Genomic DNA, 14151 nt, shown 5'->3' on the forward strand with positions numbered 1-14151 from the left:
GGCTCCATTCGTGGGTTCCGGGGGAACATTATGGCGAAATCATGCGCCCCCACGACACCCCGGACCGCTGATCCGGCTCGTGCCACCGGTCTGGGGGGTCACCTGGATGCGGGTGGCAATGCGTTCCTTCAGTGCGGATACATGGGAGATCAGGCCGATCAGCTTGCCCTCTTCCCTCAGCCCCGCCAGGGTCTGCAGGGCCGTATCCAGGGCATCGTCGTCCAGGGTGCCGAACCCCTCGTCCAGGAACAGGGAATCCACCCGAACCTGACGCCCCGCCATACGGGACAAGCCCAGCGCCAGGGACAGACTGACGATGAAACCCTCGCCGCCGGAGAGGTTCTTGGTGGAACGGATCTCGCCCCCCTGGTAGCTGTCGATCACGTTCAACTCCAGCGGCTGGGCCTCGTCGCGGATCAGCAGATAACGGTCCGTCATTTTCTGCAACTGCCGGTTGGCGTGGCCGATCATCAGGTCGAAGGTCAGCCCCTGGGCAAAGTTGCGGTATTTCTTGCCGTCGGCGGACCCGATGAGTTCATGCAACTGATCCCAGCGGTCACACTCCCGTTGCTGTGCCTCGATGGCCGCCGTCTGCTCCCGATACCGGTGCCGCAGGGTGTCATTGTCCGCCAGGCGCTGACGCAGTCCGCCGATCGCCTGCTGCACCGCCTGATGGGCACGGATCTGCTCCGTCAGCTGTTCCCGCAGTACCACCAGGGGCTGATCGGTCAAAGCCTGTTCCCGGGCCGTCGCCAGCAGACGGCGGGTGTCCTCGGCGCGGGCGTCCAGGGCCACCCGCTCCGCCTCCAGTGCCTGGGCCTGTTCGCTCAGTGCCCGGCGCTCGGGTTCCGGCAGACAGGCGGCCTGGAAGTCGGCCTCATCCGCCAGGCCCAGCGCCTCCAGGCGTTGCCGGAAGGCCGTCTCCGCCTCCCGCAGCCGGGGTTCCCGCTCCGTCAGGGCCGTGCGCAGATCCTCCAGCCGGATGCGCAACTGCCGGCATTCATCCCCCGTCCGGCGGGCCTGTTCCCGGGCCGACTCCAGCGCCCCGTCCGCCGCTTCCACGGCGGCCTCCAGCTGTTGCTGTTCCGTCTCCGGCGACTGCTCCCCCAGTAACCGCCGGCGCTCGGCCCAAAGGGCCTCGGTCGACTGTTCCAGGGTGTCGGCCTGGGTGGACCGCTGATGCACATCCTCGACGCTGTCCCGGATCTGTCCGGCACGATGGGTCATGCCGATCTCCAGGGCCTTGAGTTCTCCCTCCAGGCTCGCCAGGGCCTGCCGGCGGGACTGCCATTGATCATGACGCTGTTCCAGTTGTTCCAGCAGCGCGGGCAGGGATGCCCGATCGACGGACCGGATACCCAGCGGCTGCACCGAATCCAGCAGCAGATCCTGCTGCCGGGCCAGGCGCGCCCGCAACTCCGACAGCTCCCCGTCCAGTCGCCGGACCGTCGCCGCTTCCCCATCCCGGCGATGACCGGCGGCCATCAAGGCCTTTTCCGCCTCGACCAACGCCTCCCGGGCCTGCTCCAATGCCTGTCGACGCCCCTCCAGCGCCGTCTGGTCCGCCTCCACCGCCGCAATGCGCGAGGCGACGGCCTTCAGTTGATCGGCATTCTCCCCGGCCAGGGACTCCAGTCGCCCGGGCCACTCGGGGTCCGCCGGCGCCAAGGCTTCCCCATGGCGGACCAGTTCGGTGGTCCACGCCTCCAGAGCCGTGGCCTGGGTCTGCCGTTCCCGGGAAATCCGTTCCAGATCCTTATCCACCTGGGCCCGTCGAACCCGCAGATCCGTGTCCTGTTGCCGCAGGGTCTTCAGTTCGGTCCTGACCCGCTCAAGGGCCTCCCGGGTCTCGTCCCCCGCGGGCACATTGCCTCGTGCATAGGGGTGGTCAAGGGCGCCGCACAGGGGGCAGGGTTCCCCGTCCCGTAACTGCCCACGCGCCGATTCCAGGGCCTCGATGCGCTGCAGCAGACCCTGCTGGGTCTCCAGCAATGTCGCCTTCTCCTCCAGCCCGTGGAGCCGTTCGGCCAGGGTTCCGGTCTCCCCGCCCAGGCGCTCAAGGTCTACGGACAGTCCCTGCTCCTCCACCATCAGGGCCGCCAGCCGGGAGTGAGCCTGATCCCGGGCCGCCAGGGCCTCCCCGGCCTGCCGGATCCGCGTCTCCCGCGCCTGCAACGCCGCCAGATCCGAGCGCCAGTCGGCCAGGGTCCGGCCCTGCAGCCGGGTTTCCATGACCTGGTGGATCTCCCGCCACCCGGCCTGCAGATCCTGCTGCGCCAGGGTCAAGGCTTCAAACCGCTCCTGGCAGGCCTGTCGCTCCGCCTCGGCCCGTTCCTGGGCCTCCCGACACTGCCGAAACGCGGTGATCCCCTCATCCTGCTGTCGATGCAGGGCCTCCAGGGCATTGGCCTGCTCCCGGATGCCGGTCAGCCGCCCCACCAGGGTTTCATCGGCACAGGTCCGGTCCAGTTCACCACGCAATGCCTCGATCTGTTCCCGACCCGCCTGCAACCGCGCTTCCGCCCCGGTCTGCTCCGAGCGTAGCGCCTCCAGACGCTGCTTCGAAGTCGCCAGCGTCTCATGGGACTGGGCCAGGGCGGCACGACGGTCGGCAACCTGCAGATCCAGTTCCCGTACCTTCTGCAGCACCGGCAGACGCGCCCGCAACGTCCCGCGGGCGGTGTTCAGTTGTTCCTGCGTTTGCTGCAGGACGGCTTCCGCCTGCCGGACCGCCGCCTCGGCACCGGGCAACTCGGCCTCACCGGCAACCTGCCGCGCCCGATCCCGTGCCTGACCCTGGCGCAACTGGATCAAGGCGGCATGATCGCCCGCCAACTCCAGGGCCTGCCGGGCCCGGTGCAGCCGCTGCCGATCCGGGGCGAAGGCCTCGATACGGGCCTCAAGATCCGCTGCCTCCTCCCGGATCCGCGCCTGGGCGGCCTCCAGTGTCGCGATCCCCTCCAACCAGTCGACGGCCTTGCGCTGCTGTTCCAGCTGTGCGTGCAAGGCCGTCTCCTGGGCCTGCCGCGCCGCCAGTTCCGCCGACAACTGCTGCTCTTCCTCCAGGCTGAGCAGACGCATGCCTTCCAGCGCCGTCCGTAGATGCTCAAGGGTGCGGCGGGCCTCGCCGCGACGCTCATGCACGGCCACGGAGATGCGGCTGTAGATCTCCGTGCCGGTGATCTGCTCCAGGATCGGCGCGCGCTCGTCCGGCGGCGCCTGCAGGAAGGCCGCAAAACCGCCTTGGGCCAGCAGCATGGAACGGGTGAAACGCTCGAAATCCATGCCCGTGGCCTGTTCGATCTGTTCCGCCACCCCCCGGACCTTGGCCTCGAAGATCTCCCCGGTGTCCGCATTGGCGATCTCGTGGCGGGGGGCCTGCAACTCTCCGTCGGGCCGCCGTCGGGCCCGGTGCTGACTCCAGTGGCAACGATAGCGCCCCGCCGGCGTCTCGAAGGTGACTTCGGCAAAGCAGTCACCCGTGTGCCGGGACATGACCTCGTTGCCGCTGCGGTTGACCCGGTGCAGGCGCGGCGTGCGCCCGTACAGGGCCAGGCAGATGGCGTCCAGCAACGTGGTCTTGCCGGCGCCGGTGGGACCGGTGATGGCAAAGATGCCGTCGGCGGTGAAAGCGGGATGGGTCAGGTCGATCTCCCATTCACCGGCCAGGGAATTGAGGTTCTTGAAACGTATCTGCAGGATGCGCACGGGGCAGAGTCCTATTCCGCAAGCGGGTCGGCATCATGGAGGGCGGCCACGGTCTCCCGATAGGCCAGGCGCAGGGACGGCCGCTGCGTGTCCGGCACTTCATGCCGGGTCAGGCAGCGTTCGAAGACATCATGGACATCCAGATCATCCAGGGTTTCCCGGTCGTGGCACTGCGCCAGCACACGGTCGATGACCCGGGCATTCTTCAGCCGCAGGACCTCCAGACGGCTGCCCGCCAGGATCTCGTCCAGCCTTGCCCGCAGGTCACCGATCACCGCCTCCCCCTCGTAGATGACCTCCAGCCAGGCCCGCGAGTCGGCGGCAACCAGTTCCCGCAACCGGGCCTGGATCGCCTCCCAGTCGCCACGCACCCGGGCCAGGGGTTGGAACACCGGCACCTCCGGACAACGCACTGTCAGAAGACTGCCGCCCGCCTCCAGTTCCACCAGACAGACGCTCTTGCGCTGCCCGGCCTCGCCAAAGCCCATGGGCAGGGGCGAGCCGCTGTAGCGCACCCGCTCCGAGCCCTGCACCGTCTGCGCCACGTGCAAATGGCCCAGGGCCACATAGTCCAGACCATCAGGGAAGATATCGCGACCCACGTGGGCCAGAGACCCCACATACAGATCCCGCACGCCGTCGCCGTCCATCGTCCGGCCACCGGCGGTGAACAGATGGCCCGTGGCGAGCATGGGCGGATGCCCGTCCAGTTCGGCCCGGCGCCGACAGGCCAGTTCGACCACAGTGCGGTAATGGTCACGGATCCCCTCGATCAGCTTGCGATCCTTGTCTTCCACGCTCTCCCCCGCCTCCACCCGGCGGATATCCCGGTCCCGCAGATAGGGCACGGCGCAGACCACCAGTTCCGCCATCCCCGTCTCCGGGTGATGCAGGACCAGCACCTCGTCGGCAAGGTCGTCGGGCACGGCGCCGATCACATGCACATCCAACACCTTCAGCAGTTCGCGGGGGGCATCCAGAAAGGTGGGGGAATCATGATTGCCGGCCACCACCACCACATGCCGACAGCAGGAACCGGCCAGTCGGCACAGAAACCGGTAATACAGGGACTGGGCCCGGTTGCTGGGGGTGCTGGTGTCGAACACATCCCCGGCCACCACCAGCACATCCACCCCGGCGTCCTCGATGAGCACGGCCAGCCAATCCAGAAAGGCCTCGAATTCCTCATAACGCTGGCGGCCGAAAAGACGTCGGCCCAGATGCCAGTCGGAGGTGTGGAGGATTTTCATCGCACCCCTCCCATCGCCTGTCTCTCCCCGATGCCGGCACCGGCACGGCGGTTCGTCTTCACCGCGCGCCCGACATTGATGAAAACCACCAGCCCGGCCATTCCCTGCACCATCAACACGGGTGCCATCTCCCAGGTTTTAAATGCGGGGAGGATAACCCGCGAATGGCAGACCGGGGTATCCGGAGGCATGGGTCCCCACCCGAAGACCCAAACAGCCATTCGATTAATTAAAACTATCACCAAAATGGAAACCATTTATTTGAATATATCACCCATACCCTCTATAACTTAATAACGAAAGCAGGGCGAACGGATTAACGCGAGTCACTCCCGGCAACAATCACCGGGGAATCTGGTCTCGCACAGCCGCCTGAGCGGGTTGCCCTGCCCCGAACGGGGACTGAATTGACGGATCAAGACCAACCAACCAAGCAGCAAATGGGGAGATAGACATGGCCGGAAATAACGTCAGCAGTGGAGGCAAGTGCCCGGTGGTACACGGCGGCAACACCGCCAGCGGGGCTTCCAACATGGAATGGTGGCCCAATGCACTGAATCTGGACATCCTTCATCAGCATGACACCAAGACCGACCCCCTGGGCGAGGACTTTGATTATGCAGAGGAATTCAAAAAGCTGGATCTGGAAGCCGTAAAGCGGGACCTGCGGGCGCTGATGACGGACAGCCAGGACTGGTGGCCGGCCGACTGGGGACACTACGGCGGCCTGATGATCCGCATGGCCTGGCACGCCGCCGGCACCTACCGCATTGCCGACGGCCGCGGGGGGGCCGGGACCGGCAACCAGCGCTTTGCGCCGATCAACAGCTGGCCTGACAACGTCAACCTGGACAAGGCCCGTCGCCTGCTGTGGCCGATCAAGAAAAAGTACGGCAACCAGCTCTCCTGGGCCGATCTGATCATTCTGGCCGGCAACATGGCCTACGAGTCCATGGGTCTGAAGACCTTCGGCTTCGCCGGCGGCCGCGCGGACATCTGGCACCCGGAAAAAGACATCTATTGGGGTTCCGAGAAGGAATGGCTGGCACCCACCGACAACCCCAACAGCCGCTACTCCGGCGAGCGCGACCTGGAAAACCCCCTGGCCGCCGTGATGATGGGCCTGATCTACGTCAACCCGGAAGGGGTGGACGGCAATCCCGACCCACTCAAGACCGCCCATGACGTGCGCATCACTTTTGCCCGCATGGCGATGAACGACGAGGAAACCGTGGCCTTGACCGCCGGTGGCCATACCGTGGGCAAATGCCATGGTAACGGCGATGCCTCCAAGCTGGGCGCAGACCCCGAAGGGGCCGGCGTCGAGGAACAGGGTCTGGGCTGGCATAACCCCCAGGGCAAGGGCTGTGGCCGTGAAACCATCACCAGCGGCATCGAAGGCGCCTGGACCACCTACCCCACCCAGTGGGACAACGGCTACTTCAAAATGCTGCTGGAGCACGAATGGGAGCTGAAGAAGAGCCCGGCCGGTGCCTGGCAGTGGGAACCTGTCGATATCAAGGAGGAAGACAAGCCGGTGGACGTGGAAGATCCGTCCATCCGCTACAACCCGATCATGACCGACGCCGACATGGCCATGATCAAGGACCCCATCTATCGGGAGATCTCCGAGCGCTTCTACAAGGATCCTGAGTATTTCAACGAGGTCTTCGCCAGGGCCTGGTTCAAGCTGACCCACCGCGATCTGGGGCCGAAGAGCCGTTACCTGGGTCCGGACGTGCCCCAGGAGGACCTGCTCTGGCAGGACCCCATCCCCACCGTGGATTACACGCTGGATGATGGCGAAATCGCCGACCTCAAGAACAAGATCCTCGCCAGCGGCCTGAGCGTTTCCGAGCTGGTCGCCACTGCCTGGGACAGTGCCCGTACCTTCCGTGGTTCCGACTACCGGGGCGGCGCCAACGGCGCCCGGATTCGTCTGGCGCCGATGTGCGACTGGGAAGGCAACGAGCCGGAACGTCTTAAGAAGGTACTGGGCGTGCTGGAAGGCATCCAGTCCGGCCTGAGCAAGCCGGTGAGCATGGCCGACCTGATCGTGCTGGGCGGCACGGCGGCGGTGGAAAAGGCCGCACGGGATGCCGGCGTGGACATCACCGTGCCCTTTGCACCGGGCCGTGGGGATGCCACCGAGGAGATGACCGACACCGAGTCCTATGCCGTGCTGGAACCCATCCACGACGGCTACCGCAACTGGCAGCAGAAGGACTATGTGGTCACCGGCGAGGAGCTGTTGCTGGACCGCACCCAGCTGATGGGGCTGACCGCCCCGGAAATGACGGTGCTGGTGGGCGGCATGCGCGTCCTGGGCACCAACCATGGCGGCACCCGGCATGGTGTGTTCACGGACCGCGTGGGCGTGCTGAGCAACGACTTCTTCGTCAACCTCACCGACATGCGCTACAGCTGCAAGCCGGCCGGCAACAACCTCTACGAAATCCGTGATCGCAAGAGCGGCGAGGTGAAGTGGACGGCCACCCGGGTCGACCTGGTGTTCGGTTCCAACTCGGTCCTGCGTTCCTACGCCGAAGTCTATGCCCAGGACGACAACCGGGAGAAGTTCGTCAAGGACTTCGTCAAGGCCTGGGTCAAGGTGATGAACGCGGATCGCTTTGATCTGAAGTAAGCCTCGTGTGATGGAGGCACCGTCTCCATCATGCTCCCAAAAACCCTCGGGCGCAGCCGTCTTCCGGCCGCGCCCTTTTTTCATCCGCCGACCCTGATCTGCTGAAAGTCCGTGACTGGATCCCCGCCTCACCAACTTTTCCATCAAACAGAAAACTTTCCCGCACCGAACCATTCTTATCTGGAAAGACCCATCCCCTTCCCGGCGCATGAGGCTCCACCCATGAAAGTTCTGGTATTGGGCAGTGGCGTGATCGGTGTCACCAGCGCCTGGTATCTGGCCAGGGCGGGACACGAAGTGACGGTGATCGACCGGCAGGAGGAACCGGCCATGGAAACCAGTCACGCCAATGCGGGCATGCTGTCGTTCGACCACTCCACCCCCTGGGCCGCACCGGGCGTCCCCTTCAAGGCCATCCGATGGCTGACGCAGGACCTCGCCCCCCTCTACATCAACCCAAGGGCCATCGACATTCGGGCATTGGGCTTTCTGGTCAGGATGCTGGGGCAGTGCACCAGCTCGGCCTTCACGGTGAACAAGGAACGCATGCTGCGAGTGGCCCGTTACAGCGCCGAATGCTTCAAGGCACTGCGGGAAGAACTGCCGCTGCACTACGATGGCCGTCAGAAGGGCACCCTGGAACTGTTCCGCACGGAAAAGGATCTGGCGGAGGCCGGCGACAATGTGGCCATCCTGGAGCGCTGGGATATTCCCCACGCCGTGCTGGACGTGGACGCCTGCATCCGCCATGAACCGGCCCTGGCCCACGTGCGGGAAAAGATCGCCGGAGGCGTGCTGCTGCCGGGAGACGAGACCGGTGACTGCCGCAAGTTCACCCTGGCCCTGGCAAAGGCCTGTGAAACCCTGGGCGTGACCTTCCTGATGAACACCTCGGTCGAGGCCATCGACACCGGCAACGGGACAATCACCGGCGTCAGGACTTCCACCGGCACCCTGACCGCCGACCGCTACGTAGCGGCGCTGGGCTGTGAATCACCCAGGGTACTGGGCGGGATCGGCATCCATCTGCCCGTCTATCCCCTCAAGGGCTACTCCCTCACCATGCCGATCCTGAACGAGGACCGGGCACCCCAGTCCACGGTGATGGACCAGAAGTACAAGGTGGCCGTCACCCGCTTCGACCACCGCATCCGGGTGGGCGGGATCGCGGAGATCGCCGGCGACAACAAGGACCTGCCGCAGCGGCGGCGGGCGGCCATCGAATTCGTGGTGCGCGACCTGTTCCCCGGCGGCGGCGTGGTGGAGGCGGCGGAGTTCTGGACCGGACTGCGCCCCATGACCCCGGACAACGTGCCCATCCTGGGCGGGACCCGCTACGACAACCTGTTCCTGAACACCGGCCACGGCACCCTGGGCTGGACCATGTCCCTGGGCTCGGCAAGATTCGTGGCCGATCTGGTCAGCGGACGTTCCCCGGACATCGACCCCGCCGGCCTGGGGGTGGATCGTTACCGCTGAACGGCATCGGCCTCGATCACCGCAAGCTTCTGGCCGCGATAGATCAGCACATAGTCGGCGATGTCCTGCCTGGCCCGTATGCCGCCGCCCTGCAGCCGACCGAGGGTGATCACCTCACGCCGCACCCGGCTGGCCTCCATCACACCCCACCCCGCCTCCTTCAGGGCCGGGTCGATGAGTTCAGCGCGGGTTTCGGCTTCGTTCATAGGTGCTCTGGCTTGCTTGCAGCAAAAAATGACCGGGTCTTGAGCGATAATCAATAGTCAATCAAAAAAATTGCGCCCTTTATAATTCTATAATTTATTGTATTTTATGGGTTTTCTTCATTTTCCCGGGCTAAAAGCCGCGCGAAATCAAAACCCGATCAAGAAATCAGGCCCACCACGGCACATAGCCAGCTCGCGGGTGTTCAGGGTCCGCCGCCCGGATCAGGCCCGCTTCCAACGCCTTTTTGAGGACCCCGGAAGCCTGGGAAGCATTTCGGCTTTCGATACCAAAGCGCTCGCACAGGGTGGCATTTTTCATGCGCTCACCGCTCAAGAATTTCAGGATCGAATGATGATAACAGGCCCGGGTTCTTTCATCGGGGGTCATCTGCGCGAAGGTTCTTGGACCATATAGCACCACCTGCATGGCGTCGCCTTCCTCGCGGAATAGTGGCGGCGGCAGTTGGAACAGCTCCACCGAGGCAATGACTTTATCCAGTCCGCTCCCTTGTTCCTCGCACATTCCCATGCGACGCATCAGTGCCGCCAAAGCTTCATTGCGCGAACGCGGTGGCAGGTCAATCATCCTCTCAGTCGGCACCAGCGGCTTGCCCGGGTTAGTGATTTCCATGCGATCAACAAAGACTTCAATCTGCGGCCCGGCACCCGATATAGTCATATCCTGGTGAATCAACGCATTGGCAATGAGTTCTCGCACCGCGATGGTGGGAAACAGGGGTTGCTCGGTGCGCAATGCAGTATCAATATGCTCATTCTTTGGCAGGAGGCCGTTGATAAATTCGATCAGACCTTCAAAACCTATTGCGTAGCCCTTATTGCCATCGGCTCGATGAGTCACGGTTGCGGCGCGATTCCGCCCCCCATAGGCAATAAAACGCACTGCCTTGCGAGCCAAAGAAGAGTTGAACGCTGCCAGGTTGGAACCAAACAGAATCGCGCCAAGATTTGTAATATTCCATTTGTCGCCTACATCCTTGCCGATCAACCCTTCAGCGCTGAGCTTTTCAAAAATTCCCGCTCTGTTATCTGGCAAGGGTTGCCGAGTCAGCTTGAAATAGCTGCTGTAATCAAGTAATTCGAGCACTTCATCACCGGTCGCATATTGCCTGGCCAGCGCATGCTCCCAAGTATACGGACGAAGCTTCTCGATCAGCTGTTGATAGCGTTCCGGGTAATCGGTCAGCTTTGGCGTGGCGCTGCCAATCCGGATATACGGAATATTCTTGAAAGCGACTGGCGCCGACGTGGCAGCGGGAATTTCCAGCAGTCGTATCTGCCCATCAGGGTGAACCACCGTCCTGAACTCGAATGCAACACTCGGTTGGAGCTGGCGTGCGAGCCAGAACGCCAATTCCTGACCATGCGCCTTCTGAGTATCTGGGTTAAAGACAGTGCCAATAACTCTGAGGCTCTGATCTTCCACACCCCACAGCATATAGGCCCGGTCCTTGCCGGCAAGTCGGGCGGCATTGGCAAGGGCCGAGCAGCGGACACCGATGCTGTCCGGATCCACATTGTCTTTTTTGAACTCCAGCCAAGATGTCTCCGATCCAATCGCCAGTAACTCATTAATCAGGTCCACATCACGCTGGGGATTCATGAGTCACCCGTTCTGCGGAACCATCCAGAAATTCCGGACAGTTGCTTCATGCTCAAGCTCGCTTTCGAGTTGAACTGGTAAAAACTCAAGAGTGCCTGTCCACTGCCCCTGTGCCCCTGTGCCCCTGTGCCCCTGTGCCCCTGTGCCCCTGTGCCCCTGTGCCCCTGTGCCTCAGGATGGCATCCGGCCGTCTTCCAGGGTGGGGAGTTGACGGGTGATCAAGCTGATATCGCGCGAAATTACCAGATATCGGAACTATCCTACCTTAAGGACGAAATTACCCGGAGGGCACTGGAAAAAAAGGCAATTCATGCCCAATATTAGATTTGCTCTAAATCGGAGTTGCTTGGGGCAGGCTACTCGCGCTTTATGTGACGTGCGGATTTTTCGGAATCCTTATCCAGGGGAAAACACTGAACCAGTCCCCTGTCGTCACATCGCTCCCGCAAACGGGGAATCTGGAGTGCCCGGTTCGTGACCGGATTTCTGCTTCTGCGGGAATGATTGATAGAGCATCCCGGCAGTCTTAATCAATGCCGAATGGGCCAGACATCGTCTCGATCAAGGTTTCCATCGGGGGAGGGGAGCATGAAACACCTGATTGCATGGTTGGGTTTTGGCCGAAGTCTGATCATGATCCTGGTTACCCTGGTGCTGGCGAGCATCCTGTCGGTTTCCGTTGCGGTCTATTTTCAGTACCGGGCGGCCTTCACCTCGGCGGTTGAAGAGGAGCTTCAGGGCATCGGGGCAATGAATACCGAGGCATTCTCCCGCTGGCTGATGGTTCGCCAGGACGAGATGCGTTTCCTGGCCGGGCTGGAATCGGCGCGCGCCATGGATGCCGATGCGCTGGAGCCATTGCTGCAGGCGATGGCCCAGTCCGGTTTCTATGACACCATCATTGTGGTTGACCCCCGTGGGCAGGGCATCGCCGGCGCCGCTTTCGAGGGACGCAGTCGGGTCATGTCCCGCAGCGAGGTAAGTGATTTCCAGGTGCCGGATCGTGACTGGTTCCGGCGTGCCATTGCCGGCGAGGATGTGTTTTCCCGCCCCGTCCTTTCCAGGGCTACCGGTAATCTGGTGAGCACCGTGGCGATCCCCATCCGTGAAGGGGAGCGCATCGTTGGGGTCATGCGGGGTGCCGTGCAGTTACAGACGATCTTTGCCCAGGTCAGAGCCCTTAGCGTGGGAGAGTTCGTGGAAGTGTATCTGGTGAATGGAGCCGATGGCATGCCGCTGACCCCGGCGGCGTCCATCGGCCAGACCAATGCGCCGGTGGATACCATGGCGGTGAGGGGGATTCGTCAGTCGCAAACCGGTCTGGGCCATTATCTTAACGCCGCCGGCGTCCCGGTCATCGGCAGCTACAACTACATCCCGATGCTGGGCTGGGGGCTGATCCTGGAGGAAGAGGAATACCATGCTCTGGCCGAAGTTCGGGAGATGATGCGTAATCTGATCATCATTGCCGGAACCATGGTGATCATCGCGGTGATCATCAGCCTGCTCGTGGTGCGGGCAGTCCGAGGCATCCTGGGGGGGGAGCCTGTTTATGCGGCCCAGGTGGTGCAACAGGTGGCCTCGGGAGACCTGACCAGCCAGGTGAATCTGCAACCGGGGGACAGCGGAAGTCTGCTGGCCAGCATTGCGAGAATGCAGGGCCAGTTGCGCAGCATGATGAGCGACATCACCAACTACGCCAATGAAGTGGCGGCCGCATCCACCGAGCTTTCCCAGATCAATGCAGAAACGGAACGGGGCATGGACCAGCAGGCGCATCAGATGGACAGCGCGGCGGTGGCCATGAACGAGATGACTGCTACCGTGGAAGAGGTGGCCCGGAGTACCCAGTCCACGGCGGACAGTGCCCTGCAGACCCTGTCCGACGTCAGGGGCGGCAAAACGGTGGTGGACACGACGGTTGGTGCCATCCGGAAACTGGCGGGCGATGTCACGCGAACGGCGGAAGCCATGGAGGCCCTGCGCCGGGATACCGAAAGCATCGGCTCGATTTTACAGGTGATCCGGGATGTGGCGGAACAGACCAACCTGCTGGCGCTCAATGCCGCCATAGAGGCAGCACGGGCGGGAGAGCAGGGCAGGGGATTTGCGGTGGTGGCGGATGAGGTCAGGACACTGGCCAGCCGCACGCAAAAATCCACCTCGGACATTCAGAGCATGATCGAGAAACTGCACGCCAGCGTCAGATCCGCCGTAAATGTGATGGAAGAAAGCCGGACCGGCGCGGATCACAGCATGACCCAGGCTGGTGAGGCGGGCAGTACCCTGGATCGCATTACCCAGGCGGTGACCCACATCAATGACATGACTCAGCAGATCGCCAGTGCGGCCGAGGAGCAAAGTGCCACGGTCCATGACATCAACCAGAGCATCCACCGGATCAACGAGGTGGCGCAGCATGCCAAGGAAAACGTGCTGCAGACCTCCCAGGCAAGTCATGACCTTTCCAAACTGGCGGAAGAACTCCGGCTGGTGGTGGGACGTTTCAGGATTTGATCGGCATCGTGCCTGGCGGGCTGATCCGCGGCTGCCCGTCGGGTACGGCGGCGCGCAGGAGATGCTTGGCTTCGTACATGTCCATCCAGTGCCGATTCGCCATCAGCCACCACCTTTGTGCTCCAGAGTGCCTGTCCCTAACTCATGCTGCGATTCGACGGGCCGGTGAAACCGCTGCTGCCGTTTGAAGGCGCATTCGCCGAGTGGGAACAACCCGGCATCCCGTTTGCCTTCGAGGATTATCTCGCCCTGGTGGACTACACCGGTCGGGCCATCGACCCGAGAAAGAAAGGCGCCATCGCCAATACCCTACCCCCGATCCTGCAGCGGCAGGGACTCACCCCGGATCAGTGGCTGGCACGGAGTACACAGTTCGAGGCCCGGTACCGGCAACAGCGACGACGATCAGCGGCCTGATAGCCCTCCCCCCTGTCTCAATGGTTTCCATTCTGCGGTCATGTGCCGAGGATTGTCCTTGGACACGGCTCCATCTTGACGATGTGCGCACAAATCGCGCACATTTGACAAATTGAGCCTCCCCACGGCTAAAGCCGGAGGATTCCCGTTCTTGCTACGTCACCGCTTTCGCGGTGATTTCGCGTACCGGGTTCAGGGCTGGCCCATGCAGCCCACCCATCGAATCCTCAAGAATGAACTACCATCCCTAAACCGCTTGAGCGGTTGTAGGCATGGTTTCCGGTTTCGATGATCTGTGCGCAGTTGGGC

General features: G+C 62.9%; 8 protein-coding genes and 1 pseudogene. 4 read left to right on the forward strand and 5 right to left on the reverse strand.

The features are described 5' to 3' along the window. Positions 1-39: 39 nt before the first annotated feature. From LQD11_RS15560 to LQD11_RS04885, 3 genes are read right to left on the reverse strand one after another with little or no spacing between them, the layout of a single operon-like run. A complete protein-coding gene (locus tag LQD11_RS15560; RefSeq protein WP_338081471.1) occupies positions 40-3708 on the reverse strand; it encodes an AAA family ATPase in 3669 nt (1222 codons plus the stop codon). Between the two features lie 11 nt (positions 3709-3719). Further along, the gene (locus LQD11_RS04880) at positions 3720-4958 is read right to left on the reverse strand and encodes an exonuclease SbcCD subunit D C-terminal domain-containing protein (protein WP_238616504.1); all 1239 of its coding nucleotides are present in this window, start codon (positions 4956-4958) and stop codon (positions 3720-3722) included. Next, the gene (locus LQD11_RS04885; protein WP_238616505.1) at positions 4955-5149 is read right to left on the reverse strand and encodes a hypothetical protein; all 195 of its coding nucleotides are present in this window, start codon (positions 5147-5149) and stop codon (positions 4955-4957) included. Before LQD11_RS04885 ends, LQD11_RS04880 begins: the two co-directional genes overlap by 4 nt. A gap of 263 nt (positions 5150-5412) precedes the next feature. Between LQD11_RS04885 and katG the strand changes: the two genes are divergently transcribed. Together katG and LQD11_RS04895 are read left to right on the forward strand one after the other, a co-directional pair. Next, positions 5413-7602, forward strand: a complete 2190-nt coding sequence (gene katG / locus LQD11_RS04890; protein ID WP_238616506.1) for a catalase/peroxidase HPI — start codon at positions 5413-5415, stop codon at positions 7600-7602. 222 nt (positions 7603-7824) lie between these two features. Continuing rightward, entirely contained in the window at positions 7825-9081 is a 1257-nt protein-coding gene (locus LQD11_RS04895; protein ID WP_238616507.1) for a D-amino acid dehydrogenase, read from the forward strand. Positions 9082-9083: 2 nt separating this feature from the next. Here LQD11_RS04895 and LQD11_RS04900 read toward each other — a convergent pair. Both LQD11_RS04900 and LQD11_RS04905 read right to left on the reverse strand, forming a co-directional pair. Continuing rightward, positions 9084-9287 (reverse strand): annotated as a pseudogene (locus LQD11_RS04900) (hypothetical protein); the annotation flags it as partial. Between the two features lie 166 nt (positions 9288-9453). Next, positions 9454-10908: an ATP-binding protein gene (locus LQD11_RS04905; protein WP_238616509.1), complete on the reverse strand. Its 1455-nt coding sequence runs from the start codon at positions 10906-10908 to the stop codon at positions 9454-9456. 588 nt (positions 10909-11496) lie between these two features. Between LQD11_RS04905 and LQD11_RS04910 the strand changes: the two genes are divergently transcribed. Further along, positions 11497-13425: a methyl-accepting chemotaxis protein gene (locus tag LQD11_RS04910; protein ID WP_238616510.1), complete on the forward strand. Its 1929-nt coding sequence runs from the start codon at positions 11497-11499 to the stop codon at positions 13423-13425. Positions 13426-13569: 144 nt separating this feature from the next. Further along, positions 13570-13842 carry a hypothetical protein gene (locus tag LQD11_RS04915; protein ID WP_238616511.1) on the forward strand — a complete coding sequence of 91 codons (273 nt, stop codon included), beginning with the start codon at positions 13570-13572 and terminating at the stop codon, positions 13840-13842. Positions 13843-14151 lie beyond the last annotated feature (309 nt).

The sequence above is a fragment of the Ectothiorhodospira shaposhnikovii genome (assembly GCF_022227765.1).
Taxonomy (GTDB): Bacteria; Pseudomonadota; Gammaproteobacteria; order Ectothiorhodospirales; family Ectothiorhodospiraceae; genus Ectothiorhodospira.

Bases quoted from the DNA above. Each gene is read 5' to 3' on its own strand.
- LQD11_RS04880 (WP_238616504.1), bottom strand. From the start codon at position 4,958: ATGAAAATCCTCCACACCTCCGACTGGCATCTGGGCCGACGTCTTTTC.
- LQD11_RS04885 (WP_238616505.1), bottom strand. From the start codon at position 5,149: ATGCCTCCGGATACCCCGGTCTGCCATTCGCGGGTTATCCTCCCCGCA.
- katG (WP_238616506.1), top strand. From the start codon at position 5,413: ATGGCCGGAAATAACGTCAGCAGTGGAGGCAAGTGCCCGGTGGTACAC.
- LQD11_RS04895 (WP_238616507.1), top strand. From the start codon at position 7,825: ATGAAAGTTCTGGTATTGGGCAGTGGCGTGATCGGTGTCACCAGCGCC.
- LQD11_RS04905 (WP_238616509.1), bottom strand. From the start codon at position 10,908: ATGAATCCCCAGCGTGATGTGGACCTGATTAATGAGTTACTGGCGATT.
- LQD11_RS04910 (WP_238616510.1), top strand. From the start codon at position 11,497: ATGAAACACCTGATTGCATGGTTGGGTTTTGGCCGAAGTCTGATCATG.
- LQD11_RS04915 (WP_238616511.1), top strand. From the start codon at position 13,570: ATGCTGCGATTCGACGGGCCGGTGAAACCGCTGCTGCCGTTTGAAGGC.